The 26,088-nt window shown below is 71.7% G+C and carries 27 protein-coding genes; 15 read left to right on the forward strand and 12 right to left on the reverse strand.

Going from position 1 to position 26,088, the window contains the following annotated elements; all coding sequences use genetic code 11:
• Nucleotides 1–12: 12 nt before the first annotated feature.
• From IRY44_RS18695 to arc, 3 genes are all read right to left on the reverse strand, one after another.
• Complete coding sequence (locus IRY44_RS18695; RefSeq protein ID WP_030504127.1) at nucleotides 13–219, reverse strand: ubiquitin-like protein Pup; 207 nt, start codon at nucleotides 217–219, stop codon at nucleotides 13–15.
• Between the two features lie 107 nt (nucleotides 220–326).
• Complete coding sequence (gene dop / locus IRY44_RS18700) at nucleotides 327–1,844, reverse strand: depupylase/deamidase Dop (RefSeq protein WP_348651252.1); 1,518 nt, start codon at nucleotides 1,842–1,844, stop codon at nucleotides 327–329.
• Nucleotides 1,845–2,011: 167 nt separating this feature from the next.
• On the reverse strand, nucleotides 2,012–3,793 hold the full coding sequence (arc, locus tag IRY44_RS18705) for a proteasome ATPase (protein WP_018784497.1): 1,782 nt from the start codon (nucleotides 3,791–3,793) through the stop codon (nucleotides 2,012–2,014).
• A 177-nt stretch (nucleotides 3,794–3,970) separates the two neighbouring features.
• On the opposite strand from arc, the gene IRY44_RS18710 reads away from it, so the two are divergent.
• Nucleotides 3,971–4,264 (forward strand): ferredoxin, encoded by a 294-nt coding sequence (locus tag IRY44_RS18710; RefSeq protein ID WP_043324386.1) that lies wholly within the window; start codon nucleotides 3,971–3,973, stop codon nucleotides 4,262–4,264.
• Nucleotides 4,265–4,322: 58 nt separating this feature from the next.
• Here the strand turns inward: IRY44_RS18710 and IRY44_RS18715 are convergent, their stop codons facing one another.
• From IRY44_RS18715 to IRY44_RS18725, 3 genes are all read right to left on the reverse strand, one after another.
• Nucleotides 4,323–4,895 carry a hypothetical protein gene (locus IRY44_RS18715; protein ID WP_013476950.1) on the reverse strand — a complete coding sequence of 191 codons (573 nt, stop codon included), beginning with the start codon at nucleotides 4,893–4,895 and terminating at the stop codon, nucleotides 4,323–4,325.
• 175 nt (nucleotides 4,896–5,070) lie between these two features.
• Nucleotides 5,071–6,015, reverse strand: a complete 945-nt coding sequence (locus IRY44_RS18720) for a tRNA (adenine-N1)-methyltransferase (protein WP_194801588.1) — start codon at nucleotides 6,013–6,015, stop codon at nucleotides 5,071–5,073.
• Nucleotides 6,012–7,070: a M50 family metallopeptidase gene (locus IRY44_RS18725; protein WP_228532420.1), complete on the reverse strand. Its 1,059-nt coding sequence runs from the start codon at nucleotides 7,068–7,070 to the stop codon at nucleotides 6,012–6,014. Before IRY44_RS18725 ends, IRY44_RS18720 begins: the two co-directional genes overlap by 4 nt.
• Before the next feature lie 196 nt (nucleotides 7,071–7,266).
• Here IRY44_RS18725 and IRY44_RS18730 point away from each other — a divergent pair, with 196 nt between their 5' ends.
• The 4 genes from IRY44_RS18730 (at nucleotide 7,267) to IRY44_RS18745 (ending at nucleotide 13,055) form a co-directional block, all read left to right on the forward strand.
• Nucleotides 7,267–8,184 carry a RecB family exonuclease gene (locus IRY44_RS18730; protein ID WP_370584968.1) on the forward strand — a complete coding sequence of 306 codons (918 nt, stop codon included), beginning with the start codon at nucleotides 7,267–7,269 and terminating at the stop codon, nucleotides 8,182–8,184.
• Nucleotides 8,185–8,796: 612 nt separating this feature from the next.
• Complete coding sequence (locus IRY44_RS18735; protein WP_194801589.1) at nucleotides 8,797–9,480, forward strand: response regulator transcription factor; 684 nt, start codon at nucleotides 8,797–8,799, stop codon at nucleotides 9,478–9,480.
• 261 nt (nucleotides 9,481–9,741) lie between these two features.
• On the forward strand, nucleotides 9,742–10,506 hold the full coding sequence (locus tag IRY44_RS18740) for an ABC transporter ATP-binding protein (protein ID WP_194801590.1): 765 nt from the start codon (nucleotides 9,742–9,744) through the stop codon (nucleotides 10,504–10,506).
• Nucleotides 10,506–13,055 (forward strand): ABC transporter permease, encoded by a 2,550-nt coding sequence (locus IRY44_RS18745; protein ID WP_194801591.1) that lies wholly within the window; start codon nucleotides 10,506–10,508, stop codon nucleotides 13,053–13,055. The genes IRY44_RS18740 and IRY44_RS18745 overlap by 1 nt, the downstream gene beginning before the upstream one ends.
• 45 nt (nucleotides 13,056–13,100) lie before the next feature.
• Here the strand turns inward: IRY44_RS18745 and IRY44_RS18750 are convergent, their stop codons facing one another.
• Together IRY44_RS18750 and IRY44_RS18755 are read right to left on the reverse strand one after the other, a co-directional pair.
• Nucleotides 13,101–13,739, reverse strand: a complete 639-nt coding sequence (locus IRY44_RS18750) for an HAD family phosphatase (RefSeq protein ID WP_194801592.1) — start codon at nucleotides 13,737–13,739, stop codon at nucleotides 13,101–13,103.
• A 115-nt stretch (nucleotides 13,740–13,854) separates the two neighbouring features.
• Complete coding sequence (locus IRY44_RS18755) at nucleotides 13,855–14,595, reverse strand: neutral zinc metallopeptidase (RefSeq protein ID WP_194801789.1); 741 nt, start codon at nucleotides 14,593–14,595, stop codon at nucleotides 13,855–13,857.
• Between the two features lie 103 nt (nucleotides 14,596–14,698).
• Between IRY44_RS18755 and IRY44_RS18760 the strand changes: the two genes are divergently transcribed.
• Nucleotides 14,699–14,947: a hypothetical protein gene (locus tag IRY44_RS18760; RefSeq protein WP_194801593.1), complete on the forward strand. Its 249-nt coding sequence runs from the start codon at nucleotides 14,699–14,701 to the stop codon at nucleotides 14,945–14,947.
• Between the two features lie 9 nt (nucleotides 14,948–14,956).
• On the opposite strand, the gene IRY44_RS18765 is transcribed toward IRY44_RS18760, so the two are convergent.
• The gene (locus IRY44_RS18765; protein WP_194801594.1) at nucleotides 14,957–15,136 is read right to left on the reverse strand and encodes a hypothetical protein; all 180 of its coding nucleotides are present in this window, start codon (nucleotides 15,134–15,136) and stop codon (nucleotides 14,957–14,959) included.
• A 386-nt stretch (nucleotides 15,137–15,522) separates the two neighbouring features.
• On the opposite strand from IRY44_RS18765, the gene IRY44_RS18775 reads away from it, so the two are divergent.
• The 6 genes from IRY44_RS18775 to IRY44_RS18800 all read left to right on the forward strand — a co-directional run bounded on the left by IRY44_RS18775 (nucleotide 15,523) and on the right by IRY44_RS18800 (nucleotide 19,005).
• Nucleotides 15,523–15,852, forward strand: a complete 330-nt coding sequence (locus IRY44_RS18775) for a hypothetical protein (RefSeq protein WP_194801595.1) — start codon at nucleotides 15,523–15,525, stop codon at nucleotides 15,850–15,852.
• On the forward strand, nucleotides 15,852–16,109 hold the full coding sequence (locus IRY44_RS18780; protein ID WP_228532396.1) for a MerR family DNA-binding transcriptional regulator: 258 nt from the start codon (nucleotides 15,852–15,854) through the stop codon (nucleotides 16,107–16,109). The genes IRY44_RS18775 and IRY44_RS18780 overlap by 1 nt, the downstream gene beginning before the upstream one ends.
• A 3-nt stretch (nucleotides 16,110–16,112) precedes the next feature.
• Nucleotides 16,113–16,448 carry a YnfA family protein gene (locus tag IRY44_RS18785; RefSeq protein ID WP_194801596.1) on the forward strand — a complete coding sequence of 112 codons (336 nt, stop codon included), beginning with the start codon at nucleotides 16,113–16,115 and terminating at the stop codon, nucleotides 16,446–16,448.
• A gap of 241 nt (nucleotides 16,449–16,689) precedes the next feature.
• Nucleotides 16,690–17,238, forward strand: coding sequence for a permease-like cell division protein FtsX (locus IRY44_RS18790; RefSeq protein ID WP_255533118.1), 549 nt, complete (start codon nucleotides 16,690–16,692; stop codon nucleotides 17,236–17,238).
• Between the two features lie 76 nt (nucleotides 17,239–17,314).
• Complete coding sequence (locus IRY44_RS18795; protein WP_194801598.1) at nucleotides 17,315–18,313, forward strand: RNA polymerase subunit sigma-70; 999 nt, start codon at nucleotides 17,315–17,317, stop codon at nucleotides 18,311–18,313.
• Nucleotides 18,313–19,005: a DUF6069 family protein gene (locus IRY44_RS18800; protein WP_194801599.1), complete on the forward strand. Its 693-nt coding sequence runs from the start codon at nucleotides 18,313–18,315 to the stop codon at nucleotides 19,003–19,005. Before IRY44_RS18795 ends, IRY44_RS18800 begins: the two co-directional genes overlap by 1 nt.
• A gap of 280 nt (nucleotides 19,006–19,285) precedes the next feature.
• Here IRY44_RS18800 and IRY44_RS18805 read toward each other — a convergent pair whose 3' ends face one another.
• Nucleotides 19,286–19,690 (reverse strand): hypothetical protein, encoded by a 405-nt coding sequence (locus tag IRY44_RS18805; protein WP_194801600.1) that lies wholly within the window; start codon nucleotides 19,688–19,690, stop codon nucleotides 19,286–19,288.
• Nucleotides 19,691–19,891: 201 nt separating this feature from the next.
• On the opposite strand from IRY44_RS18805, the gene IRY44_RS18810 reads away from it, so the two are divergent.
• The 3 genes from IRY44_RS18810 to IRY44_RS18820 all read left to right on the forward strand — a co-directional run bounded on the left by IRY44_RS18810 (nucleotide 19,892) and on the right by IRY44_RS18820 (nucleotide 21,393).
• Nucleotides 19,892–20,293 carry a hypothetical protein gene (locus tag IRY44_RS18810; protein WP_194801601.1) on the forward strand — a complete coding sequence of 134 codons (402 nt, stop codon included), beginning with the start codon at nucleotides 19,892–19,894 and terminating at the stop codon, nucleotides 20,291–20,293.
• Nucleotides 20,294–20,504: 211 nt separating this feature from the next.
• Complete coding sequence (locus tag IRY44_RS18815) at nucleotides 20,505–20,912, forward strand: hypothetical protein (RefSeq protein WP_194801602.1); 408 nt, start codon at nucleotides 20,505–20,507, stop codon at nucleotides 20,910–20,912.
• Between the two features lie 79 nt (nucleotides 20,913–20,991).
• Nucleotides 20,992–21,393, forward strand: a complete 402-nt coding sequence (locus IRY44_RS18820) for a hypothetical protein (protein WP_194801603.1) — start codon at nucleotides 20,992–20,994, stop codon at nucleotides 21,391–21,393.
• Between the two features lie 151 nt (nucleotides 21,394–21,544).
• On the opposite strand, the gene IRY44_RS18825 is transcribed toward IRY44_RS18820, so the two are convergent.
• Together IRY44_RS18825 and metH are read right to left on the reverse strand one after the other, a co-directional pair.
• Complete coding sequence (locus tag IRY44_RS18825) at nucleotides 21,545–22,285, reverse strand: hypothetical protein (RefSeq protein ID WP_194801604.1); 741 nt, start codon at nucleotides 22,283–22,285, stop codon at nucleotides 21,545–21,547.
• A gap of 62 nt (nucleotides 22,286–22,347) precedes the next feature.
• Nucleotides 22,348–25,863 (reverse strand): methionine synthase, encoded by a 3,516-nt coding sequence (gene metH / locus IRY44_RS18830; RefSeq protein ID WP_194801605.1) that lies wholly within the window; start codon nucleotides 25,861–25,863, stop codon nucleotides 22,348–22,350.
• Nucleotides 25,864–26,088 lie beyond the last annotated feature (225 nt).

Raw genomic sequence — 26,088 nt, forward strand, 5'->3', positions numbered from 1 at the left:
ATCGGCTATGCCCTACTGGCCCCCTTTTTGCACGTAGCCCCTCACAAATTCCTCTGCGTTCTCCTCCAGGACGGAGTCGATCTCGTCGAGCAGGTCGTCCACGTCCTCGGTGATCTCGGCGTGCCGCTCGGCCACCTCGGGGTTGGCCTCAGCGGTGACCTCGTCGACCTCCTCGCGGGACTTGCCGGACTGGGTCTGCCCACCCTCTTGCGTCGCCATGGTGGTGCCTCCTCCACGATCGCCTGCGATCAACTTACCTCGCGGGAGCGACGAAAGGCCCGTCGCGTGCCCGTTTCCGGCACCCGGCGGGCCTTCCGGCATCGGGGTCACCCGCCGGTGAGCGTCTCCAGCAGATCCTTGGCGCTCTCGCAGCGGTCGAACAGCTCACCGACGTGCGCGCGGGTGCCCCGCTCGGGCTCCATCATCGGCACCCGGACCAGCGACTCCCGGCCCACGTCGAAGATGACCGAGTCCCAGCTCGCGGCGACCACCTCGGAGGCGTACCGGTCCAGGCAGCGGCCCCGGAAGTAGGCCCGGGTGTCCTCCGGCGGCTCGGTCATCGCGGTACGCGTCTGCTCGTCGGTGAGCAGCGTCTTCATCGAGCCGCGCTGCACCAGCCGGTGGTAGAGGCCCTTCTCCGGCCGCACGTCGGAGTACTGCAGGTCGACCAGTTGCAGCTTGTGCGAGCCCCAGGCGAGCTTCTCCCGCTCCCGGTAACCCTCCAGCAGCCGCAGCTTGGCCACCCAGTCCAGTTCGTCGGCGCACTCGAAGGCGTCCCGGCCGAGCCGGTCCAGCACGCTCTCCCAGCGGCGCAACACGTCGGCGGTCTGCGCGTCCACGTCCTTGCCGTAGCGGTCGTCCACGAAGGAGGTCACCCGCTCCAGGTACGCCCACTGCACGTCCAGCGCGGTCAGCTTGCGGCCGTCGCGCATCCGCATCAGGTGCTTGAGCGACGGATCGTGGCTGACCGCGCGCAGCTCGGCCACCGGGTCGGCGATGCCCAGGTCCGCGCCGAGCGCCTTCTCCTCGATCATGGCGAGGATCAGCGAGGTGGTGCCGACCTTGAGGAACGTGGAGATCTCGGAGAGGTTGGCGTCGCCGATGATGACGTGCAGCCGGCGGTACTTGTCGGCGTCGGCGTGCGGCTCGTCCCGGGTGTTGATGATGGGCCGCTTGAGCGTCGTCTCCAACCCCACCTCGACCTCGAAGAAGTCGGCCCGCTGGGAGATCTGGAAACCGGCCTGGCCGCCGTCCTGGCCGATGCCGACCCGCCCGGCGCCGCAGACGATCTGCCGGGTGACGAAGAACGGCGTCAGGTACGCCACGATGTCGGCGAACGGCGTCTGCCGGCGCATCAGATAGTTCTCGTGCGCGCCGTAGCTGGCGCCCTTGTTGTCGGTGTTGTTCTTGTACAGGTGGATCGGGTGGGTGCCCGGGATGGTCGCGGCGCGGCGGGCCGCCTCGGCCATCACCCGCTCCCCCGCCTTGTCCCACCGCACCACGTCGAGGGGGTTCGTCACCTCGGGCGTGGAGTACTCCGGGTGCGCGTGGTCGACGTAGAGACGGGCGCCGTTGGTGAGTATGACGTTTGCGAGTCCGAGGTCCTCGTCGGCGAGCGCCTCGGCCGGGTCGTACGCGGCGCCGGAGTAGGTGAACCCGCGGGCGTCGCGCAGTGGCGACTCCTCCTCGTAGTCCCAGCGGGCCCGGCCGCCCCGGTTGAGTTCCGGCCGCGCCCCGTAGGCGTTCACCACCTGGGAGGAGGTGACCATCGGGTTGGCTCCGGCCTGACCGGGCACGGAGATGCCGTACTCGACCTCGGTGCCCATGATCCGTCTAACGCTCATCGACCTGCCCGCTCCGCTCGCCGTCCCGGTCCCCGTCACGTCGAGCGTAGTCGCCGTCACGCGTGCAGGGGGCGTGGCGGCAGCGCCGGGTCCGGTGTGGCGGCTTGCCCGGATGCGCGCGAAGGCCCGTGGCGCGTACGCCACGGGCCTTCGTCGAGGGGGTCGGACTACAGGTACTGGCCGGTGTTGCTGGCGGTCTCGATGGACCGTCCGGCCTCGGCGCCCTTGCCGCCGGAGACGAGCGTGCGGATGTAGACGATCCGCTCGCCCTTCTTGCCGGAGATGCGCGCCCAGTCGTCGGGGTTTGTGGTGTTGGGCAGGTCCTCGTTCTCGCGGAACTCGTCGACGCATGCGTCGAGCAGGTGCTGCAGCCGCAGACCCTTGCGTCCGGAGGTGAGGAACTCCTTGATGGCCATCTTCTTGCCCCGGTCGACGATGTTCTGGATCATCGCGCCGGAGTTGAAGTCCTTGAAGTAGAGGACTTCCTTGTCGCCGTTGGCGTAGGTGACCTCGAGGAAGCGGTTCTCCTCGGTCTCGGAGTACATCCGCAGGACCACCGCGTCGATCATCGCCGCGACGGTGGCCTGGGCGTCGCCGCCGTGTTCGGCCAGGTCGTCGGCGTGCAGCGGCAGGCCGGCGAGGATGTACTTGGAGAAGATGTCCTTCGCCGCCTCGGCGTCCGGCCGCTCGATCTTGATCTTCACGTCGAGCCGGCCGGGGCGCAGGATCGCCGGGTCGATCATGTCTTCCCGGTTGGAGGCGCCGATGACGATGACGTTCTCCAGGCCCTCGACGCCGTCGATCTCGCTGAGCAGCTGCGGGACGATGGTGTTCTCCACGTCGGAGGAGACGCCGGAGCCGCGGGTGCGGAACACGGAGTCCATCTCGTCGAAGAACACGATCACCGGAGTGCCCTCGCCGGCCTTCTCCCGCGCCCGCTGGAAGATCAGCCGGATGTGCCGCTCGGTCTCGCCGACGTACTTGTTGAGCAGCTCGGGGCCCTTGATGTTGAGGAAGAAGCTGGTGTGCCGCTCCTTGCCCTCACGCTCGGCGATCTTCTTGGCCAGCGAGTTCGCCACCGCCTTGGCGATGAGCGTCTTGCCGCAGCCGGGCGGGCCGTAGAGCAGGATGCCCTTCGGCGGCCGGAGCTGGTGCTCACGGAACAGGTCGGAGTGCAGGAAGGGCAGTTCCACCGCGTCGCGGATCTGCTCGATCTGCGCCTGGAGACCGCCGATGTCCTCGTAGTTGACGTCGGGCACCTCCTCCAGGACCAGTTCCTCGACCTCGCTCTTCGGGATCCGCTCGTACGCGTACGCCGAGCGAGGCTCGATCATGAGCGAGTCGCCGGCCCGGATCGCACTGCCGATCAGGGTCTCGGCGAGGTGCACGATGCGCTCCTCGTCGGAGTGCGAGACCACGAGCGCCCGGTCACCCGGAGCGCCCTCGGGGCCCGCCAGGATCTCCTTGAGCATCACCACCTCGCCGACCCGCTCGTAGCCGAACGCGTCGACGATGTTGAGCGCGTCGTTGAGCAGGACCTCCTGGCCACGGCGCAGCTCGTCGACCTCGAGCGACGGCGAGACGGCCACCCGGAGCTTGCGCCCGCCGGTGAACACGTCCACCGTGCCGTCGTCGTGCTTGGCCAGGAACACGCCGTAGCCACTCGGCGGCTGGGCGAGACGGTCGATCTCCTCCTTGAGCGTCACGATCTGCGCGCGAGCCTCCTTGAGGGTGCTCACGAGCCGTTCGTTGTTCTCGGTCAGCCGCGCCAACTGTGCCTGGGTGGCCGCCAGCCGCTCTTCGAGCTGCCGGACGTGTCGGGGGCTTTCGGTCAACTTGCGCCGCACCAGAGCGAGTTCCTCTTGCAGGAACGCGACCTGCGTGGAGAGATCGTGGGCTTCCTTTTCCCACCGTGCGGCGCGCGAGTCCGCGTCGTCGCTGCGTGCCACGTCCCACCTCCCCGGGGGGCTTGAACGTTCTGACCTAACACTAGCCGCTATGAGCCCGATTCGGTCCACAGCAACGCGCTCGTCACCGAAGCTTGATCGCGAAGGGCTGGTCGCGGGGCGGGTACGGGCGTTCGGGTACCGTCGGAGTGTGGGACGGGAGAACATGGGGGGTGCTTCGTGACCGACGTCGCGACCGACCAGTTGCAGGTCTGGGTGGATCAGGACCTCTGCACCGGTGACGGGCTCTGCGTGCAGTACGCGCCGGAGGTCTTCGAGTTCGACGTCGACGGCCTGGCGTACGTCAAGGGCCCGGACGGCGAGCTGCGGCAGGCCCCGGGCGCCCGGGTGGACGTGCCGGAGCACCTGCGCCTCGAGGTGATCGACTCGGCGAAGGAGTGCCCGGGCGAGTGCATCCACGTGGTGCGCGGCAGTGACGGCGTGGAGGTGGCCGGCCCGGAGGCCGACGACTGACCGTGGACGGAGACGACGGGCCGGGGACGACACGTCCCCGGCCCGTCGTGCGTCCGCCTCAGAGCAGGGGCCGGCCGACCACCGAGGCGACCAGCCGGGCGAACTCCTCCAGCCGGGCGATCTGCCCGGCCCCGCCGTCGTCGAGGGTCTTGCCGAAGCGCAGCGCGTCGTGCCGGGGCGCGCCGATCGCCTCGTCGCTGGGCGGCGCCTCGTCCAGCGAGCTGAGCAGCAGGTAAACGTCGATGCTGTCGACCCGTACGGTGCCGTTGTCGGCGCGCATGAGCCGCCGCCGGCAGCCGACCTCGGTGACGGTGGACAACGGCACCACCCGCAGCGACGAGGTCATCGCGCCGGGCGGCCCCTCCCCCGGCGGCACGTCCTCGCCGTGCCAGAGCACCAGCCGGCTGCCGTCGCAGACGACGACCTCCTGCCACACCCCGTTCACCTCGTTGACGAAGCGTTCCAGCGTGAAGCCGAGCACGGAGGCGCCGCGCAGCACGCCGTCGAGCGCCTCCAGCGCGATGTCCGGGTCGCGCAGGTACGCCCGCGCGGCCGACTCCAGATCCGTGTAGGGCGACCAGTCCGGGAAGACGGCCGGCAGGTCGCCGTTGCCGTAGCCGGGGTTACTCACGCCGCCTCCCGCCCGGCCGCGCCGCCGTACTGCCACCGGTCCCGGTCACCGGCACGGGCACGCCGCCCGACGCGCGCCCCGATCCGCTCGCTCATGCCACCGTCTCCACCCGCTCAGGTGTCGTCCCCACCGGCACACATGATCCGCCCGTGCGCGCGCGCCCGCGCGGCGGGGGTCAGGACTCCTGCGGCTCCTCCGCCGCGCGGGCCGCGGCGGCGGCGCGCAGGGCGTCGCGGCGCTGCGCGTACGCCTCGGCGCCCTTGCTGGGCTTGCGGCGGCGAGGCGGCGCGGTGACCCCGGGGGCGAGCTTGCGGGCGGACACCAGGAACGCGGTATGGGCGATCATCCGGTGGTCCGGGCGGACCGCGAGCCCCTCGGCGTGCCAGTCGCGCACGAGTGACTCCCAGGCGCGCGGCTCGGTCCAGCCGCCGCGCTCGCGCAGCGCCTCGACCAGCTCGGACAGCTGCGGGGTGGTGGCCACGTAGCCGATCAGCACGCCGCCGGGCACGAGCGCCCGCTCGACCATGTCGAGCATCTCCCACGGGGTGAGCATGTCCAGGATGATCCGGTCGAATCCGGTCTCGGCGCAGTCGGCGACGTCGCCGACGTGCAGGTTCCAGGCCGGGTGCGGGCCGTTGAAGAACGCCTCGACGTTGCGGCGGGCGATCTGGGCGAAGTCGTCGCGTACCTCGAACGAGTGCAGCTCGCCCTCGGTGCCGACGGCCCGCAGCAGCGAGCAGGACAGCGCGCCGGATCCGGCGCCGGCCTCCAGCACCTTGGCGCCGGGGAAGATGTCGCCCATCGCGACGATCTGTGCCGAGTCCTTCGGGTAGATCACCTGGGCGCCGCGCGGCATGGACAGCACGTAGTCCGACAGCAGCGGCCGCAGCGCCAGGAACGCCGTGCCGCCGCCGGCGGTGGTGACCACGCTGCCGTCGGGCAGGCCGATCAGGGTGTCGTGCTTGAGGATCCCGCGGTGGGTGTGGAACTCCTTGCCGGGCTCCAGCGTCACGGTGTGCATCCGGCCCTTCGGGTCGGTCAGCTGGACCCGGTCGCCCGGCCGGAACGGCCCGCGATGGACCGGGGGCAACGCCGGGACGGTGGAGATCTCTGCGGTCACGTGTTCGTCTTCCGTTCGGGTTCCAGGAGCTGGGCGAGATCCGCGATGTGCAGCACGCCGACCACATCTTCGCCTGCCGTCACGACGTACTGCGCGCCCGGGTGGGTGCGCACCGTCTCCAGCACCCGCTCGCCGTCGGCCCCGAGCGGCAGGGCCGGCACGGCGGCCAGGTCGCGGGCCACCTCGTCCACCGCGACCCACGGCCTCCGTTCCGGGGGTACGCGGGCGGCGCGCGCCGGGTCGACCAGGGCGACGGTACGGCCGGCCGAGTCGGCCACGCCGAGCGCCGCGTCGGGGGTGCCCGCCTCGTCGCGGCGGCGCTGCGCCTCGGCCAGTGGGGTACCGGCGGGCACCGGCAGCACCGGGCGGGCCAGCCGGGCGAGGTCGACCAGGTGCAGCCGGCGGCCGATGCGGGCCAGCCGGATCGACTGGCCGGCGCCGCGCCACAGCGTCAGCGCGACGAGCAGCAGCAGCGGCAGGGCCAGCGGGGCCAGCGCCCGGCGCATGGTGAGCACCACGACCAGCGCCAGCGTGCCCAGCGCGACGGCCCGACCCACCCAGCCGGCCACCTCGGTGCCGCGGTGGCGGTCGCGGGTGAGCGCCCACACGGCGGCGCGCAGTGCCCGGCCGCCGTCCAGCGGCAGCCCGGGCAGGCTGTTGAAGATCGCCACCACGACGTTGCTGACCGCGAGCTGGAAGGCGAGCTGGTGGCCGAGCGTGCCGGCGGGCAGGGCGAGGGTGGCGGCGACCGCGCCGGCGCCGAGCACCGCGGAGACGGCCGGGCCGGCCAGGGAGATCAGCAGCTCGACCCGGGGGCTGGGGGCGTCGCGGTCCATCTCGGTGTACCCGCCGAGCAGTTCCAGCGTGATCCCCCGCACACCGATGCCGTACCGGCGGGCGGTCAGCGCGTGGCCCAGTTCGTGCAGCAGCACGGAGCCGAGCAGCGAGATCACGAACCCGAGGCCGACCAGGTAGCCGCCGAGCGGGCCGAGGTCGAGCTGACGGCGGGCCAGCGCCGCGTACAGCACGGTGACCACGACCGTGAGCAGCAGCATCGAGGCGTCGACGCGCAGCGGCACCCCGAGCACCCGTCCGAGGCTGAGGCCCGGCCGGCGGGGTCCTCGGCTCCGCTGCTGCACCGGCCCGATGCTACGTGAGCGCGGGGAGCGAGCCGCCGCGGTCGCGCGGTTCCGATCATGCTTCGGTGCGGCGACGGGGGCCCTGTCACACGCGTGCCCTAACCTTCCGGGCATGACGGCGGAACCGATGATCGACAGTCCCGGCGACCAGACGGCGGCAGCGGCGCCGGTCACGGTGCGGGCCTCGTTGTCGCCGTCGCGGGCGGCCGACTTCAAGACCTGCCCGCTGCTCTACCGGTTCCGCAGCATCGACCGGCTGCCCGAGCGGCCGACCGTCGAGCAGGCCCGGGGCACGCTCGTGCACGCCGTGCTGGAGCGGCTGTTCGACCTGCCGGCCGCCGCGCGCACCCCGGAGTCGGCCGGTGACCTGGTCGCCCCGCAGTGGGACCGGCTGCTCACCGAAGAGCCGGAGCTGGCCACGCTGTTCGCCGACGGCGACGCCGTCGGGCCGCAGGAGTTCCTCCGGTCGGCGACGGCGCTGCTCGACGGCTACTTCGCGGTGGAGGACCCGCGCCGGCTGGAGCCGGCCGAGCGCGAGGCGCTGATCTCCGCGGTGGTGGACGACGAACTGCTCATCCGTGGCTACCTCGACCGGCTCGACGTCGCGCCGGACGGCGCCCTGCGGGTGGTCGACTACAAGACCGGCGGGGCTCCGCGCGAGGCGTTCGAGGCGCGGGCGCTGTTCCAGCTCAAGTTCTACGCCCTGGTGCTGTGGCGCACCCGGGGCGTGGTGCCGCGGGTGCTGCGCCTGCTCTACCTCAAGGACGCCGAGGTCTGCGACTACGCGCCGGACGCCGACGAGCTGGTGCGCTTCGAGCGCACCGTGGTGGCGCTGTGGCGGGCGATCGAGCAGGCCACCGACCGGCAGGACTTCCGTCCCCGGCCGAGCCGCCTGTGCGACTGGTGCAACCACCAGGCGCTGTGCCCGAGCTACGGCGGGACGCCGCCGCCGTTCCCGGTGGCTGCCGCCGCACCCGACCCGCTCGTGGACGCCCGCTCCCGCCCGGCGCCACCCGGCGCCGACGAGTGACCTCCGTTCCCGCCGGAGGATGCCCGGGCTGACGCCGGGCCGGGCGGCACCGGATCGGCAGGCGCTCCCGTGCAGGGCCAGCACGCAAGCCGCCCGCGATCCCGCTGGGAAACCAACCCCCGCCTGACCGCCCGCTTCCCGCCACCTGGGCGCATGCGGCCACTTCGCCGAGGTGGCGGGGTAGACGGGAGCGGGACGCGCCACCTCGGGGAGGTGGCGGGGTCGACGGGGGTGGGATGCAGCCACCTCGGCGAAATGGAGTCGATCGAGCGTGTGGGGCGTGCACCACCGGCCGGGACGGGTTCGCCGAGCCGGCGCGCCGCGCTCCCCGAGCCGGGCGAGTCCCGTGGCAGGTCACCGCGGGGCGAATCGGATGCCGGTCACCCTCGGACGAATGCGGCGCCGGGTCACCGTGGTGCCCCGCGATCCCGTGTTCGCCGGGCGCGCAGAGCCCGGCCAACCCGCGGGATCGGGCGGCCTGATCGGCGGCCGGGCGGCCGTCGCCCTCTACGGTGGTTCGCGGCGGCCCGGTTCCACGCCGGACGGATCGCGGGCGCGTGCCGGTGCCCGGGTCCCGGCCGGACCACCCGCCCCGGACGACGAGGGGGACGCATGACCGAGGGCGCCGTGTCCCGGCCGGTGCGGGTTCTGCTCGCCGACGACCAGCCGCTGCTGCGTACCGGATTCCGGATGGTGCTCGGCGCGGAGGACGACCTCGACGTGGTGGGTGAGGCCGGCGACGGCGCGGAGGCGGTGGACCTGTCCCGGCGGCTGCTGCCCGACGTGGTACTGATGGACGTCCGGATGCCGCGCCTGGACGGGGTGGCCGCGACCCGGGCGATCGTGTCGGCCCGGCTGCCGGTGCGGGTGCTCGTGCTCACCACGTTCGAGCAGGACGAACACGTCGTCGGGTCGCTGCGCGCCGGGGCGAGCGGCTTCCTCACCAAGGACGTGCCGGCCGAGGACCTCGTCGCGGCGATCCGCACTGTGGCCGCCGGGGGCGCGGTGATGTCCCCGCGCATCCTGCGGCGGCTGCTGGACCGCTTCGCCCAGGTGCTGCCGGACCCGGCCGCCGCGCCGGCGCGGGCGCTGGCGCCGCTGACCGACCGGGAGCGCGAGGTGCTCACCCACATGGCGCGCGGACTGTCCAACGCGGAGATCGCCCGGGTGCTGTCGGTCAGCGAGACCACCGTGAAAACCCATGTCGGGCACGTGCTGACGAAGCTACGGTTGCGCGACCGGGTGCAGGCGGTCGTGCTCGCGTACGAGACGGGACTGGTCCGTCCCGGCGCCTGAGGTGGCGCGGGTCACCTACCGTGACCAGCGGCGGGGCTGATGTGTTGACCATCACGCCAGGTGAGGCCCTGACGTCGGCGTCGCCTGCCGGTCAGGGGTCACCCTGAGCCCGGATGGGGGTCGACCCTCACCGGAAGATCGGCACGGATTCCACCCCAGGTCGGAGGGCTTTCGGGCTCGCGACCTCGAGGATGGATTCCGCCGCACCGGCCAGCGGGGGCGGTGCGGCAATGAGAACGACAGACGGAAGAGGTAGATGACGTGACCGCGACGGTAGGCCGACAGCAGGCCGCGGCCCGGGCGAACGACGTGTGGAAGGTGTACGGCAGCGGTGAGGCTCAGGTCATCGCGCTGCGGGGGGTGAGCGCCGAGTTCGAACGCGGCCGGTTCACCGCGATCATGGGCCCGTCCGGCTCGGGTAAGTCCACGCTGATGCACTGCCTCGCCGGTCTGGACACGGTGACCAAGGGCACCGTGATGATCGGCGACACGACGGTGACCGGTCTCAACGACGCGGGTCTGACGAAGCTGCGCCGGGACAAGGTGGGCTTCATCTTCCAGCAGTTCAACCTGCTGCCCACGCTCACCGCGCAGGAGAACATCCTGCTGCCGCTGTCGATCGCCGGGCGCAAGCCCGACCCGGCCTGGTACGACACGGTGATCGACACGGTCGGCCTGCGGGAGCGGCTCGGGCACCGCCCGGCGCAGCTCTCCGGCGGCCAGCAGCAGCGCGTGGCGTGCGCCCGGGCGCTCGTCGCCCGCCCCGAAGTGATCTTCGCGGACGAGCCGACCGGCAACCTGGACTCCCGCTCCGGCGCCGAGGTGCTGAAGTTCCTGCGCAACTCGGTACGCGAGCACGGCCAGACCATCGTGATGGTCACGCACGACCCGACCGCCGCCGCGTACGCCGACCGCGTCGTGTTCCTCGCCGACGGGCAGATCGTCTCGGAGCTGATCGAGCCGACCGCCGAGACGGTGCTGGACACGATGAAGAAGCTGGACGCCCCGGTCGAGGTGGGCAACTGATGCTGCGGGCAACGCTCAAGAGCCTGCTGGCGCGCAAGCTGCGCCTGCTGCTGTCCGGCCTGGCGGTGGTGCTCGGCGTCATGTTCGTCTCCGGCGCGTTCGTGCTCACCGACACGCTCGGGCGGTCCTTCGACGCGGTCTTCGCCGACGCGTACGCCGAGGTCGACGTCAGCGTCGAGGCGAAGCCGAAGATCGACGTCTCCACCGCGGAGGGCATGCCGCTGAGCACCCCGATGCCGGCGTCGGTGCTCGACCGGATCAAGGCGGTGCCCGGCGTCGCCGACGCCAAGGGCGTGGTCGCCGCCGACGGCGCCCGCATGATCGGCAGCAACGGCAAGGTGGTCACCTCGTTCGGTCCGCCGCAGCTGGGCCAGAACTGGCTCGGTGAGAGCGACCTGGTGGAGATCCGCGAGGGCCGCGCGCCGCAGGCCGACGACGAGATCGTGATCAACACAGCGCTGGCCGAGGCGGGCAAGGTCAAGGTCGGCGACCGGGTCGGCGTGCTGACCCTCGCACCGAAGAAGGAGTTCACGCTCGTCGGCGTGTTCGGCTACAGCGGCGGCCGGGACTCGATCGGTGGCGCCAACGAGGTCTACTTCACCACTCCGGTGGCGCAGCAGCTGATGCTGGGCAAGCCGGACGTGTTCAGCAACGTCAGCGTCCAGGCCGCCGACGGCACCACGCCGGCCGCGCTGCGCGACGAGGTGGCCCGCACGCTCGGCGCCGACTACCAGGTCAAGACCGGCGAGCAGCTCGCCGCCGACGCGTCGGCCGGCCTCAAGGAGGGGTTGTCGTTCTTCAACAAGATCCTCCTCGGGTTCGCCGCGGTGGCGCTGCTGGTCGGCACGTTCCTGATCCTCAACACGTTCTCGATCATCGTGGCCCAGCGGACCCGTGAGCTGGCCCTGATGCGCGCGATCGGGGCCAGCGGCAAGCAGGTCATCGGCTCGGTGGTGCTGGAGGCGCTCGCTGTCGGCCTGATCGCCTCGGTGCTGGGGCTCGCCGCCGGCATCGGTGTGGGCGCGCTGCTGGCGTACCTGTTCGGTCAGCTCGCCGGGGGTCTGACCCTGGCCGGGCTGGGCGTGCCGGCCTCGGCGGTGATCGGCGCGTTCGCGGTCGGCATGCTGATCACGGTGATCGCCGCGCTGCTGCCGGCGCTGCGTGCCTCGCGCATCCCGCCGATCGCCGCGATGCAGGACGTCGCCACGCCGGACCGGCCGCTGACGAAGGTCACCATCGGCGGCGCCGTGGTGACCGGCATCGGCGCGGTGCTGCTGTTCCTCGGTCTCGGCGGGCACGCCGGCGACAGCACCCTGGCGACCATCCTCGGCGGCGTGCTGTTCGCGTTCATCGGGGTGGCGCTGCTGACGCCGATCATCAGCCGGCCGGTGGTCTCGCTGCTCGGCGCGATGTTCTCCTGGTCGGTGCCGGGCAAGCTGGGCCGGCTCAACTCGGGCCGCAACCCGCGCCGTACCGCGATCACTGCGGCCGCGCTGATGGTGGGCATCGCCCTGGTCACCGGCGTGACGGTGATCCTGGACTCGGCCAAGGGCAGCATCGGCAAGCTGGCCGAGGACACCATCAAGGCGGAGCTGGTGATCTCCGGGTCCACGTCCGGGCCGCGTCCGGCGAGCTTCGACCCGGCGGTGCTGGAGAAGGCCGCCGCGATCCCGGGCGTCCAGATGGTCGACGGCGAGTACGGCGACATGGCAGTGGTCGGCGGCGAGCGGACCTGGGTGGCCGTGTCGAGCAACGTGGCCGCGCTGCAGCAGATCTTCGGGGCGAAGGCCACCGCCGGTGACATCGGCAAGCTGGCACCGGACCAGATGCTGGTCAGCTCGGACACGGCGAAGGCACGCAACCTCAGCGTCGGTTCGACGGTACCGGTGCAGCTGTCCCGCGGCGACGCCCGCACGTACACGGTCAGCGGCATCTACGAGAGCTCGCAGCTGACCAACCCGGTGACGCTGCCGCCGCAGGCCGCCGCGGACTTCGCCATCCCGCAGCCGATCCAGGGGTTCCTGCAGCTCGCCCCCGGCACGTCGGTGGACGCGGTGCAGCCGCAGATCGAGCGGCTGCTGGCGGACAGCCCCGAGGTGTCGGTGGCCGACCGGGCCGGGTTCATCGAGCAGCAGACCGGTCAGCTGGACTCCCTGCTCCAGATGATCCAGATCCTGCTGGCGCTGGCCATCGTGATCGCGGTGCTGGGCATCATCAACACGCTCGCGCTGTCGGTGCTGGAGCGGACCCGGGAGCTGGGTCTGCTGCGGGCGATCGGCCTGCGCCGCGCCCAGACCATGCGCATGATCACGGTCGAGGCGGTGGTGATCTCCATCTTCGGCGCGCTGCTCGGCGTGGTGGTCGGCACGGGTCTCGGGGCGGCGGTGGTCGAGGCGCTCAAGGACGAGGGCATCAGCGACCTGGTCCTGCCGTGGGGTCAGATGGTGACGTTCCTGATCCTGGCCGCGATCATCGGCGTGGTCGCCGCGGTGCTGCCGGCGATCCGCGCCGCGCGGATCAACGTCCTGGGCGCCATCGCCCACGACTGACACACCGGAAAAGGGGCCCCTCTCGTCGAGAGGGGCCCCTTTCCGCTATCGGTTGAGCAGGGCCGCGAGCAACTCCAGGTCCGCCCCGAGCAGGCTCTCCATCTGGTGTACGCCGTCGGCGGGCGCGAGCGGCACCTCGGCCGGTACGGCCAGCACCGCCGCCCCGGCGGCGAGCGCACTCGCCACCCCGGTCGGTGAGTCCTCGATCGCCACGCACCGTTCGACCGGCACGCCCAGCAGACGCGCGGCGGTCAGGTACGGCTCCGGGTGCGGCTTCGCCGAGTCCACCTCGTCGCCGCAGACCACCGCGTCGAAGCTGTCCCGGCCCAACGTGTCCAGGGCCACCTCGACCAGGGACCGGCCGCTGGAGGTGACCAGCGCGGTGGGGATGCCGGCGTCGCGTACCGCCCGCAGCAGCGCCAGCGCGCCGGGGCGCCACTGCAGCCCGGTGCGGAACAGCTCCAGGATCCGGGCGCTGATCCAGTCGGCGCTTTCCTGCACGTCCCGCTCCGGCTGGCCCAGGTCGTCGTGCACGATCCGCATCGCGTCGGCCATCCCGGTGCCGACGATCGCGCGGCGGGCGTCATCGGACAGGACACCGCCGTACACGGCGGCCAGTTCCTGCAACGCGACGTCCCACAGTTTCTCGCTGTCGACCAGGGTGCCGTCCATGTCGAAGAGCACGGCGGCGGGGTGCTTGCTGCTCAGCGGGGGCCTCCTTCGGTACGCGTACCCCGCCGATCCTGCCAGCCGCGTCCGGTGCGCCAGTCACCGTCCCCGATCGGGGTGACCCGCGGCATCACCGGAGGCCGCAGGCGCCGAGCGACTTCTCGTACCCCCGGAAGAACGATTCGCTGCGCTGCTCGGCGGTGCCGTGCGAGCCCTCGGCGAACCAGGGCTGGTCCGGGTCGTCGCCGACCGCCAGCAGCCCTTCCCGGAACTCCTCCAGGTCACCGTCCTCCAGCTCCAGCGCCCCGGACCGCACGCTGTCCCCGAGGTACGCCCCGGCCATGCAGTCGGCCTGCAGCTCCTGCTGGATGGTGAAGTTGTAGCGGATGCCCAGCCGCACCTGCATGCCGTGGGCGTACTCGTGGCCGAGCAGGTAGAACAGGAACGCGTCGCCGATCTGCCGGAACGCCGCCACCGACCAGTTCACGTCGTAGGCGATGAAGTCGCCGGCCGAGCAGTAGACCGCGTTGTTGCGCGGCAGGCCCTGCCCGGCGCAGGCCACCTCGCCCTCGCGGCTGTAGGCCACCACCCGCCGGATCGGGGTGAATCGCTGACCCGAGGCGCGGAACTGCTCCGCCCAGTAGCGTTCGGCCAGCCGGACCGCGTCCTGGATGTCCTGCTTGAACTCGGCCACGCTCGTCGTGCCGTCCGCGCGGGTGGTCTGCGACTCGGGCTGCGCGCTGCGCGGGGGTGCGGGCTGCTGCGGCTCGCCCTGGTCGTAGCCGCCGGCCATGCAACCGGCCGCCACCAGCGCGGCCACCACCAGTCCGGCGACCGGGCCGCGCCCCTGACGTCCCGCCCTGTCCCCCACCATGACCTCCCGGCTGTTCGTTCCCGTGTCCCGCAGCAGTACCCCCGGCGGCCGCCGGTGATGCTCACCGGCTCTCACGCACCGCCGCCGGGAATCGTTCACCGTGCGCGGGAACGGTACTGTCGGCGCGCCCGCCGGGCAGGTCGCGGCCGGGCAACGATCGTCGGCACGATGCTGCTCACCGTCGGCGGCAACCGGTACGCCGCTGGTCGGCGTGGGCGCCACCGTCTCACCGGCGCCGAGCGTGGAGCAGCGGCGGCGGTTGGAGGAGTACACGGCCCGCGCCGAGCCGGTCCCCGACCTCGCGTCCTGGTGGGAGGTGCCGGCGCGGGCCGGCGTGACGGTGCGCTGACCGGCGCGGTCAGTCCAGGCCGCGCATGATGTGCGGCTCGCCGTCGTCGTCGCCGAAGCAGCGGTGCAGCACCTGGGCACGCGCCCACAGGTCCAGGCTGCTCGGCGGTCCGACCGGTCCCGTGCCGGCGGGTCGGGGCAGCACGGGAGCCGGTTCCGGCGGGACCTGCGACGTCACCTCGTCGGTCATGTCCGCCCCTTTCGTCGTACCCATGCTCGTCTGCGGGCGTTTCCGCCACGTCAACGCCGACGGCGGGGGCGTGGACGCGGCGCGCCTGACCCACGCCGGCCCGTACTCCGGTGACGGTAGCCCGCCGGGCCGTCGCGCACAGCCGTATTCCCGACGTCGCCGCAGGTCGCGGCCGGTGATCACGCCTGCGGGCCGCCCGGGCCGCAGGTGGCGCAGCAGGTGTCGCCGCGCCAGGCGTCGCGGCCCTCGCGGACCGCGGCCACGGCGATCACCAGGGCGGCTCATCAGCAGGCATCCGGCGTACGCGTGCCGCGACCATACAACGCGTGCTTCTTCCGGGTGACGGGCTTGCATCCGGTACCCCGGTACGGGCTTACCGTCGAGAGGTGACCGACGATTCCTGGGTGCCCGACACCTGCACGCTGCCGACCACCGAACGGCCGCTGCGGCTGGCCGAGTTCGACGGGCTGTTCCACGACGCGCTGCGCGGCGCCGACCGGCCGGCCGCCGGGCATCTGCGGCTGCACCTCGACGGCAGTGCCGAAGCGCTCGCCCGGGACCTGATCGCCCGCGAGTCGGCATGCTGCTCCTTCTTCACCTTCGATCTCGTCCGCCCGGACGGCGACACGCTGACGCTCGACATCCGCGTTCCGGCGACCCGTGTCGCCGTACTCGATGCCCTGGCCCTGCGGGCCACGGCCGCGCGGGGCCGGTGATGGGCGAGCCGGAGCTGCGCAGCGGCCGGCTCGCCGACGCAGCCGGGGTCAACGTGCAGACGCTGCGCTGCTACGAACGGCGCGGGCTGCTGCCCGCGCCCCGGCGGTCGCCGGGCGGGCATCGCCTCTACCCGGCCGAGACGGTCACCCTGCTGCGGGTGGTGAAGGCCGCGCAACGCCTGCTGCCCCCTGCCGTTCGCCGGGCCCGCCGACCGGGCCGCCCGGCCGGTCCCCGGCCCGGTGTCGCTACGGTCTGACGCATGACGGTCGTGCGGTCCATCCTGCTGTTCCTGCTCGCCGCGCTCGCCGAGATCGGCGGCGCCTGGCTGGTGTGGCAGGGCTGGCGGGAGAACCGCGGGCTGCTCTGGATCGCCGCCGGGGTGATCGCGCTCGGCGCCTACGGGTTCGTGGCCACGTTCCAGCCGGACGCGAACTTCGGCCGCATCCTCGCCGCCTACGGCGGCGTCTTCGTCGCCGGGTCGCTCGCCTGGGGCATGGTCGTCGACAAGTTCCGGCCCGACCGCTACGACCTCGTCGGCGCGGCCATCTGCCTGGTCGGCGTCGCGGTCATCATCTACGCCCCGCGCACGGGCTGACGCCGCACGCCTCGGTGCGGGACGGCCGTGCGGGCGTACCGGCGCGTTTTCGGGGCGGCGCGAGGATCGCCGGCGGCCTACGATTCCCCCTCATGCGTCGTTTCGCCCTGCTTCTCGCACCAGTGCTTCTGGTCGCCCTGCCCGCCTGCGCGTCCGAGCCCGAGGAGGCGGCGCCACCACCCTGACCGTCCTGCTGGACCACGACGCGACGGCGGAGCAGAAGGCGACGGCGGAGCAGATCCTGCGCGGGACACCGAGCGCCGGGGACGTGACCCGCCGGACCCGCGAGCAGGCTTACGACCAGCTCCGGAAGGACTCACCGGACCTGGCGGCGCAGGTCGACCCGACGACCATGCCGGAGTCGTTGCGCACCACCCTCACCGACCCGTCGGTCGCCGAGGCGGCCGAGTTGACGATGGTCGCCGTCGACGGTGTCGCGTCGTCCGTCCTCACCGCTGCGGCCGCCGATCCGCTGCCCTCCGCGATCGGCATGATCGTACGGCTGGAACCGTCGATCACCGAGAAGCAGCGGGCCACAGTGGAGGAGACGGTCCGGGCGCTGCCCAAGGCCGAGTCGGTCCGGTTCGAGGACCGCGACGCCGCCTACGACCGCCTGCGCGAGCAGTGCCGGGGCAAGGGTGACCTCGCCGGCCGGCTGGAGACGGACATGACCCGCCCATCGCTGCGGCTGAAGCTGCCCCTCGCGCACCAGGGCGGGATCAACCCGCCCGAGATCGCACGCATGGACGGGGTCGAGGACGTGCTCCTCGTGCCGACGGCGGTGCTCTGAGCCGTCACGGTGATGAGTTTCCGCGCCCGTGCCCGTCACACGTACGACGGGACACGACAAGCGGAAGGATGACGTGATGGGTGCGGACACGCGGCCGGCAGAGCCGGGCGTACGCGATCTGGCCGGGTTCGACGAACCGGCGTTCACCGGGCTGGCACAGCGGCACCGGCGGGAGCTGCACGTGCACTGCTACCGGATGCTCGGGTCGTTCGAGGACGCCGAGGACACCGTCCAGGAGACGTTCCTGCGCGCCTGGCGGCGGCGGGAGACGTTCGCGGGCCGGTCGACGTTCCGGGCCTGGCTGTACCGGATCGCCACGAACGCCTGCCTGGACCTGCTCGCCAAGTGCCGGCCCGAGCCGGCGACCGGCGGTGAGGTGCGGTGGCTCCAGCCGTACCCGGACCGGCTGCTCGACGAGCTGCCCGCCGCCGGCGCGGACGAGCCGGAGACGGTCGCTGTCGCGCGGGAGACGATCGAGCTGGCGTACCTGGTCGCGGTGCAGCACCTGGCGCCGCGCCCGCGCGCCGTGCTGATCCTGCGGGACGTGCTCGGCTGGCCCGCCAAGGACGTCGCGGAGCTGCTCGGCGACTCGGTCAACTCGGTGAACAGCGCGTTGCAGCGCGCCCGCGCGGGCATGCGGGAACACCTGCCCGCCCAGCGGCAGGACTGGACCGGCGACGACACGGACACCCGGACCCGCGAGCTGGTACGCCGCTTCACCGACGCCGCCGTCGCCAAGGACGTCGGCGCGCTCGCCGCCATGCTGCGCGACGACGTGCGCTGCTCGATGCCGCCCACCCCGGGGCTGCAGATCGGCCGCGACGCGGTGGTGAGCGACTGGATCGCGGACGGCTTCGAGAGCCTGGGCAGCCTGCGAGCAGTGCCCACCGCCGTGAACCGGCAGCCCGCCGTCGCGTTCTACCTCTGGCAGGACGGCGTCGGCGCGTACCTGCCGCTCACCGTCGACGCCCTGCGCGTCACCGGCGGGGCGATCACCGAGATCGTCACGTTCCACGCCGACCGGTTCCCGCGGCTCGGGCTGCCCGAGCGCCTGCCCGCCGACCGTACGCCGTAGTGCCCGCGCGGACGCTCGCGCTGCCCGGCGGCGCGCGCGTTCCGGTGGTCGCGGCCCAGTGGCGTCACGCGTACGGCGTGGTGACGCGCGGCCGGGTGCAGCTGGAGCTGCGCGACGGCAGCCCCGGGCCGGTCCTCGGCCGCGACGCCGGCTTCTGGCTGCGCGGCACCGGGGTACGCGCGCTGCGCAATCCCGGCCGTCGCACCGCGACGGTACGGATCCTCACCCCTCATGAAGACGTTCGGAGGAACGACATGATCAGCAGCACCGACACCGGCGTCGTCTCTCGCCGTGCGCACGGCTTCCGGCGGCTCGCCGTCACCGGTCTGGTCGCCACGCTCGCGGCGGCGGTGGTCACCACGCTCGCGGCGGCGCTCGCCCGGGCCGCCGGTGTGGACTTCGAGATCCCCGACGGCGGCGGCGAGACGATCCCGTTGGGCGGGTTCGCCGTGGTGACCGGATTCTTCTCGCTCATGGGCGTCGTCATCGCCGCCGTCCTGCTGCGGTTCAGCGCCTACCCCGCGCGGCGGTTCGTGTGGACGGCGGTGGCGCTGACCGCGCTGTCGATGGTCCCGCCGCTTATCGCCGGAGGCGACGCCGCCACGACGATCGGGCTGGTCGGGCTGCACCTGGTCGCGGCGGCGGTGATGATCCCCGCCCTGACGTGGGGCCTGCGCGCGAGGATCGGCTGACGCTCCGCCTCCGGCGGCGAATCGCGGCTACGGGGCACCTGCTGCCTCCGGCCGGAGGCACGGTGGTCCGCGAGCCTCCCACCACGCGACGGCTCCGATCGAACGCCTACCATCCCCACCCGTGGAGGGTCTGTTCTGGATGCCCGTCGTCGCGCTGTGCGGCGTGTTGGGCTGTCTGCTCCCGTGCGCCGTCCTGGCGGCGCTGGCCACATGGCCCAGGAAGGGCGACCGCGGGTAGCTGCACCCTTGACGTGTACCCGTGGTCGGGCGGACCATCCGGCTACTCGGCCGTGGCTCCGCGACGGCGCAGGGCCACCCTGGTGCCGCCGAACGCGACGAGCCAGGGCAACACCAGGAAGCCGCCGCAGCCGATCACGATCAGCCACAGCGTCTCACTCGGTTTTCCCTGGTGCTCCAGTTCCGGCCAGGTGAAGGCACTGCCGAGCAACGACAACACGTAGAACAGGACGATCACGATCGCGGCAGCCGTACCGATCCGGCGGCTGAGCCCGATGCCCGCGGCGCAGAGAAAACCGAGCCCCGACATGACAACCGGGGCGAAGTACATGCCGGACAGGACGACGAAGGTGTAGTACGTCGCACCAGGGTCGAGATCCGAGTCCGCCATCGGTGGCGGGCCGGCTCCGACCGTGTGGACGACTACGGAGAGGGCGGAGTTCACCACTTCGGACTCCTCGCGCCGGGACGCTCGCACGCCGTCGGGATCGATCCCTCATTCTGACGGATCGGAAGCTGTGGGCCCGTCCCGGAGAATTTCGTGCGATCTGCAGGGTTCGATCCAAGACACTCGGGCACTTCGATACGGACCATACGCCGGGCGCCGCCAGTCGGCGCCCGGCGCCACGTACGACCGAGAGGTGACACCATGACCTTCCGCGCCAGGCTCGTCGGAGCCGCACTCGTAGGGACGCTCGCCGCCGGTGGATCGGCACTGGCCACGGCCTCCACGGCCAGCGCGCAGGCCGAACCCTGCGTGCAGCGCATCGCCGTGGTGAACAACGCCGCCTTCGTGATGTCCTTCAGTGTTCAGGCGAGCAACGGTCTGGAGACGGCGAACACCGACACCTACCCGATCAACCAGTCGCGGACGATCGATCTCACCACCACCGCGCTGCCCGTCGGGTCCGATGTCCGGCCGGTGGTCGACGCGGTGGCCGGAGCGCAGCGGACGCCGAGCAGCTTCGTGTCGTACTGCGAGAACGGGCAGACCGCGACGTACTCGGTGACCGGGACGACGTACGACTACTCGGTCACGCTGATCGGCTGACCGACACGTTCACGCCTCGGGGCGTCCGCCATTCCGGCGGGCGCCCCGCGCTCGTCAGTGGCTACCCGACCGACAGGCGGGTGCCGCAGATCAACGAGTCGTCCGATCGGTGCGGAGGGGCCACACCGGCATCTATTGCTCTGGTTGAATGCGTCTGCGCACTGCGCCCGCTGTGCACACCGGCGGCACCCCCAGGTCCAAGGAGGACATCATGAGAAGCCGACGGCTCGTTCTCCCACTCATCATCGCCGCCCTCGTGTCAGCCGTCGGCTGGGCACCCTCGCCTGCATACGCCTATCCCGTGACACCCTTCAGCGCCAGCCTTTCCGGGGGCCTGACGGAAGGCGGCGTTACCTGGTACAACCGCTCGGTCGGCTTGCAAGGCTATGTCTCGGACCACACCCCCGGCAGCACGACAGCCGTGTTCGAATTCCGCCAGGGAGAGAAGCTCGACAGTGCAGTTCTCCTCTCCACGCAGACCCGGACCGCATCGGGCTACGGCGAGAATCGCACGGACTTCAATTTCACGCAGGAGGGGCCGGTAGGCGGGATCACGTGGGTCGTGATCTCCCTCTGCACCGACAAATGCCAGATCGTAAGAACCTTGAAGAGGCCCTGATCGGCTGGCCGGCACATCGACGCTTCGGGGCGTCCGCCGTCGCGGCGGGCGCCCCGCGCTCGCACGGTAGCTTGATCGAGTGCCCGTACCCCGGCTGATTCCCATCGCGCACGAGCCCGGCCACCGGACGGACACGATCGGCCGCTACGACGACGGGTTGTTCCTCGCCTCGGCGTGGGACCACCACGCGTACGTGCACCGCTTCGACCACGACGGGACGTACCGGGACTCGACCATCACGCGGGTTCCGCATCGAGCCGCGCTCAGTGAGGCACTCGACGTGCTGCTCGCGAGCCTGCCCGGCAAGTCGTACGGCGACATCGCCGTACGACTGTTCCAGACCCGTCAGGACGGCGTCGTCTTCGGTCTGGTCGACGAGTCCGGCGACCGGGCGGGCGACGGCAGCCACGTCGACTGGGTCGAGCTGTATCCGGATCGCCTCGGATTCCACGAGCCGTGGGATGGGCTCTACGACACGTGACGGCCGGCGTTGTGGTCCTCACAGCCGGAATTGGTGTCTCCGACGATGCGGCCGGTGGCGGACCAGCAGGTGCCGCGAACGTGGCCGCTCGACGCGTACGGCCGTTCAGGGCCGGACGACGCGCGGTCAGCGGCGAATGAGGACGCCGCCGTTACCCGGTTCGGTCCATGTGGGCGAGGTAGCGCAGGCCGCGTTTGAGGAAGCTGCGCGGATTGGTGTCGACGTACCTCGCCCATCCCGGGTCCGCCTCGCCGCGCAGCCACCCGTACCGGGCCAACGCGTAGCCGTACATGGGCTCGGTCAGATAGCCGAGCTGGTTGGTACGGGCGTAGACGTAGTCACCCCGGGCTTCTCGCGAGTACTCGAACGCGGCGTTGGCGCTGAAGATGCCAAGGCCGAAGAACACGGTCAACAGGTCCGTGAGTGCTTCCTGATCCTGTTGCTGCGCCGAGATCCGGCCGTCGCCCAGCAGCAGGACATGGCCCAACTCGTGAGCGACGGTCGCCACCAGCGCCATCGGACGAGCCGCCTGATCGTCGCGGATCCCGATGACGGAACGACCATCGCGGATGCGGTGATGCCCGGCCGCGTTCCTCGACTGCGCGTGGATCGGGACGTGCGCGGACAACTCCGGGTTGTCGTCGGCCGCGTCGTGCTCGAGTTCCACTCGGGCGGGGTCGATGCCCATGTGAGTGCAGAGCCGGTTCAGCACTGATCGGATGTCATCGCGGGTGCCCCGGTAGACGCCGGGGAAATAGTCGTCGGTCGGCAGCACAACCTCGCCGTGCAGCCGATCCGTGCCGAACTGCGCCACGAACCAGTCCATCGACCGTTCGATCCAGTCCTGTTCGATCGGCCGTACCGGGCACTCCACCCGCCGCCACCACGTCATGGCCTGGATTGTGAGGCATCATCACAAGCCGCAGAGAGCACGTAGCCGCCCACACAACGGCGTCACTTGGCGTTGAAGTAGTTCGCCTCCGGGTGGTGCACGACGATCGCGTCGGTGGCCTGCTCCGGCACCAACTGGAACTCCTCGGACAACTGCACCCCGATCCGCTCGGCGCCCAGCAGCTCCACGATCTTCGCCCGGTCCTCGAGGTCCGGGCAGGCCGGATAGCCGAACGCGTACCGGCAGCCCCGGTAGTCGGTGCGCAGCAGACCCGCCAGGTCGGCCGGGTCCTCGTCGGCCACGGTGCCGCCGCCCGGCAGCACCAGCTCGGCCCGGATCCGCCGGTGCCAGTACTCCGCGAGGGCCTCGGTGAGCTGCACGGACAGGCCGTGGACCTCCAGGTAGTCGCGGTACTCGTTGCCGGCGAACATCTTCGCCGTGTACTCGCTGATCGGCTGCCCGACGGTGACCAGCTGCAACGCCACCACGTCGAGCTGGTCGCCCTTGGGCCGGAAGAAGTCGGCCAGGCACAGCCGCCGCTCCTGCCGCTGCCGCGGGAACGAGAAGCGGGCCCGCTCGCTGTGCCCGTTCTCGTCCAGCACCACCAGATCGTTGCCCTCGGAGTACGCCGGGAAGTAGCCGTACACCACGGCCGCCTCCAGCACCTGGTCGGAGATCAGGCGGTCCAGCCAGTACCGCAGCCGGGGCCGGCCCTCGGTCTCGACCAGTTCCTCGTAGGACGGGCCCTTGCCGCCGCGTGCGCCGCGCAGCCCCCACTGCCCCAGGAACGTGGCACGCTCGTCGAGCAGCGCCGCGTAGTCGGCCAGAGGTACGCCCTTGACGACGCGGGTACCGAAGAACGGCGGCTTCGGCACGGACACGTCCACCGCCACATCGGAGCGGACCGACGCGTCGTCCAGTTCGGGCAGCGCCTCGCGGACCTGCGTGCGCTGCCGCTCGCGGCGCTCCCGGCGGGCCGCCAGTGCCGCCTCCCGCTCCGGGTCGATCACGGGCGCGCCGCCGCGCTTGGCCGCCATCACGCGATCCATCAGGGACAGCCCCTCGAACGCGTCGCGGGCGTAGTGCACCTGGCCCGGGTAAATCGACCGCAGGTCGTCCTCCACGTACGCGCGGGTCAGCGCCGCGCCGCCGAGCAGCACCGGCCAGCGCTCCGCCACGCCCCGGGAGGCCATCTCGGCCAGGTTCTCCTTCATGATGACTGTGCTCTTGACGAGCAGGCCGGACATGCCGATCGCGTCGGCCCGGTGCTCCTCGGCCGCGTCGAGGATCGCGTTGATCGGCTGCTTGATGCCGATGTTCACCACGTCGTAGCCGTTGTTGGACAGGATGATGTCGACCAGGTTCTTGCCGATGTCGTGCACATCGCCCTTCACCGTGGCGAGCACGATGCGACCCTTGCCGTCGTCATCGGTCTTCTCCATGTGCGGCTCCAGGTAGGCCACCGCGGTCTTCATCACCTCGGCGGACTGGAGCACGAACGGCAGCTGCATCTGGCCGGAGCCGAACAGCTCGCCGACCACCTTCATGCCGTCCAGCAGCAGGTCGTTGATGATGGACAGCGGCGTACGCCCCTGCGCCATCGCGGTGTCCAGGTCGGCCTCCAGGCCGTTGCGCTCGCCGTCGATGATCCGTCGCTTGAGCCGCTCGTCCAGCGGCAGCCCGGCCAGTTCCTCGGCCCGGGTGGCGCGCGCCGACGCGGCGTCCACGCCCTCGAACGCCTCGATGAACCGCTGCACCGGGTCGTATCCCTCACGACGCCGGTCGTAGACCAGGTCGAGCGCCACCTCACGCTGCTCGTCCGGGATCCGCGACATCGGCAGGATCTTGCTGGCGTGCACGATCGCCGAGGTCAGCCCGGCCTGGGCGCACTCGTGCAGGAACACCGAGTTGAGCACCTGCCGGGCCGCCGGGTTGAGGCCGAACGACACGTTGGAGATGCCCGCGGTGAAGTTGACGCCCGGGTAGCGCGCGGCGATCTCCCGGATCGCCTCGATCGTCTCGATGCCGTCGCGGCGGGTCTCCTCCTGCCCGGTGGCGATCGGGAACGTCAGCGCGTCGATGAGGATGTCCTCCCGGCGCATGCCCCACCGGCCGGTCAGGTCGTCGATCAGCCGGCAGGCCACCCGTACCTTCCACTCGCGGGTGCGGGCCTGGCCCTCCTCGTCGATGAGCAGCGCCACCACGGCGGCGCCGTGCTCCCGGACCACCGGCATGATGCGCGCGTAGCGGGACTCGGGGCCGTCGCCGTCCTCGAAGTTCACCGAGTTGACCACGCACCGGCCGCCGAGCATCTCCAGCCCGGCCTCGATCACCGCCGGTTCGGTGGAGTCCAGCACGATCGGCAGCGTCGAGGCGGTGGCGAACCGGCCGGCCAGCTCCCGCATGTCCTGCGTACCGTCGCGGCCGACGTAGTCGACGCAGAGGTCGAGCAGGTGCGAGCCGTCGCGGGCCTGGCTGCGGGCGACCTCCACGCAGGCCTGCCAGTCACCGGCGAGCATCGACTCGCGGAACGCCTTCGAACCGTTGGCGTTGGTCCGCTCCCCCACCATCAGGATGCTGGCGTCCTGGGCGAACGGCACGTGGTGGTAGATCGAGGAGACCCCGGCCTCCGGCTTCGGCTCCCGCGCCACCGGCGCCCGCCCGCCCAGCCGCTCCACCAGCACCCGGATGTGCTCCGGGGTGGTGCCGCAGCAGCCGCCGATCAGGGCCACGCCGTAGTCGGTGACGAACTGCTCCAGCGCGTCGGCCAGCTCGTCCGGGCTGAGCGGGAAGTACGCCCCGTCGGCGGTCAGCACCGGCAGGCCCGCGTTCGGCATCACCGAGATCGGGATACGCGAGTGCTGCGCCAGGTAGCGCAGGTGCTCGCCCATCTCCGCCGGGCCGGTGGAGCAGTTCAGCCCGATCAGGTCGACGCCGAGCGGCTCGATCGCGGTCAGCGCGGCGCCGATCTCACTCCCAAGCAGCATGGTGCCGGTGGTCTCCACGGCGACCTGGCAGATGATCGGCACGTCCCGGCCGGCCTCGGCTCGCGCCCGCTTCGACCCGACCACCGCCGCCTTGACCTGGAGCAGGTCCTGGCAGGTTTCGATGATCAGCGCGTCCGCCCCGCCGGCGATCAGGCCGGCGGCGTTCTCCTGGTACGCGTCGCGCAGCGAGGCGTAGCTCGCGTGCCCGAGTGTGGGCAGCTTGGTGCCCGGGCCCATCGAGCCGAGCACGAACCGGGGGTGCTCCGGCGTCGCGTACGCGTCGGCTGCCTCCCGCGCGATCCGCGCGCCCGCCTCGGACAGCTCCCGGATGCGGCCGGGGATGCCGTACTCGGCGAGGTTGGGCAGGTTCGCGCCGAACGTGTTGGTCTCCACGCAGTCCGCGCCGGCGGCCAGGTAGGCGTCGTGCACGCCGCGGACCACGTCCGGCCGGGTCACGTTGAGGATCTCGTTGCAGCCTTCGAGGCCGTCGAAGTCGTCGAGGGTGAGATCGGCCGCCTGGAGCATCGTCCCCATCGCGCCGTCCGCGATCAGGATCCGATCCGCCAGCAGGTCACGCAACGAGATAGACACATGCTCCAGGGTAGTGCGCCCGAGTACGGCAGAGTCACCCGAACCGGGCCATCCCACATTCTGCCCACCGGGCCGTCGTACCCCTTTCCGCCGGTTCGCCCGGGTGGTCCGGCCCGGCGACCGGCGCGGCCGACGGGCCGGCCCTCGCGGGGGCACGTAGGCTGACGGACGTGAAGGACAACAGGGGTGCGACAGTGCGACGGGGCGGCGCCGCGCCCGACGAGC

The sequence above is a fragment of the Micromonospora sp. ANENR4 genome (genome assembly GCF_015354395.1).
Taxonomy (GTDB): Bacteria; Actinomycetota; Actinomycetes; order Mycobacteriales; family Micromonosporaceae; genus Micromonospora; species Micromonospora aurantiaca.

Bases quoted from the DNA above. Each gene is read 5' to 3' on its own strand.
- IRY44_RS18695 (WP_030504127.1), bottom strand. From the start codon at position 219: ATGGCGACGCAAGAGGGTGGGCAGACCCAGTCCGGCAAGTCCCGCGAG.
- IRY44_RS18745 (WP_194801591.1), top strand. From the start codon at position 10,506: ATGCTGCGGGCAACGCTCAAGAGCCTGCTGGCGCGCAAGCTGCGCCTG.
- IRY44_RS18785 (WP_194801596.1), top strand. From the start codon at position 16,113: ATGACGGTCGTGCGGTCCATCCTGCTGTTCCTGCTCGCCGCGCTCGCC.
- IRY44_RS18825 (WP_194801604.1), bottom strand. From the start codon at position 22,285: ATGACGTGGTGGCGGCGGGTGGAGTGCCCGGTACGGCCGATCGAACAG.
- IRY44_RS18780 (WP_228532396.1), top strand. From the start codon at position 15,852: ATGGGCGAGCCGGAGCTGCGCAGCGGCCGGCTCGCCGACGCAGCCGGG.
- IRY44_RS18765 (WP_194801594.1), bottom strand. From the start codon at position 15,136: ATGACCGACGAGGTGACGTCGCAGGTCCCGCCGGAACCGGCTCCCGTG.
- IRY44_RS18795 (WP_194801598.1), top strand. From the start codon at position 17,315: ATGGGTGCGGACACGCGGCCGGCAGAGCCGGGCGTACGCGATCTGGCC.
- IRY44_RS18810 (WP_194801601.1), top strand. From the start codon at position 19,892: ATGACCTTCCGCGCCAGGCTCGTCGGAGCCGCACTCGTAGGGACGCTC.
- IRY44_RS18725 (WP_228532420.1), bottom strand. From the start codon at position 7,070: ATGCTGCTGCTCACGGTCGTGGTCACCGTGCTGTACGCGGCGCTGGCC.
- dop (WP_348651252.1), bottom strand. From the start codon at position 1,844: ATGAGCGTTAGACGGATCATGGGCACCGAGGTCGAGTACGGCATCTCC.
- IRY44_RS18730 (WP_370584968.1), top strand. From the start codon at position 7,267: ATGACGGCGGAACCGATGATCGACAGTCCCGGCGACCAGACGGCGGCA.
- IRY44_RS18815 (WP_194801602.1), top strand. From the start codon at position 20,505: ATGAGAAGCCGACGGCTCGTTCTCCCACTCATCATCGCCGCCCTCGTG.
- IRY44_RS18735 (WP_194801589.1), top strand. From the start codon at position 8,797: ATGACCGAGGGCGCCGTGTCCCGGCCGGTGCGGGTTCTGCTCGCCGAC.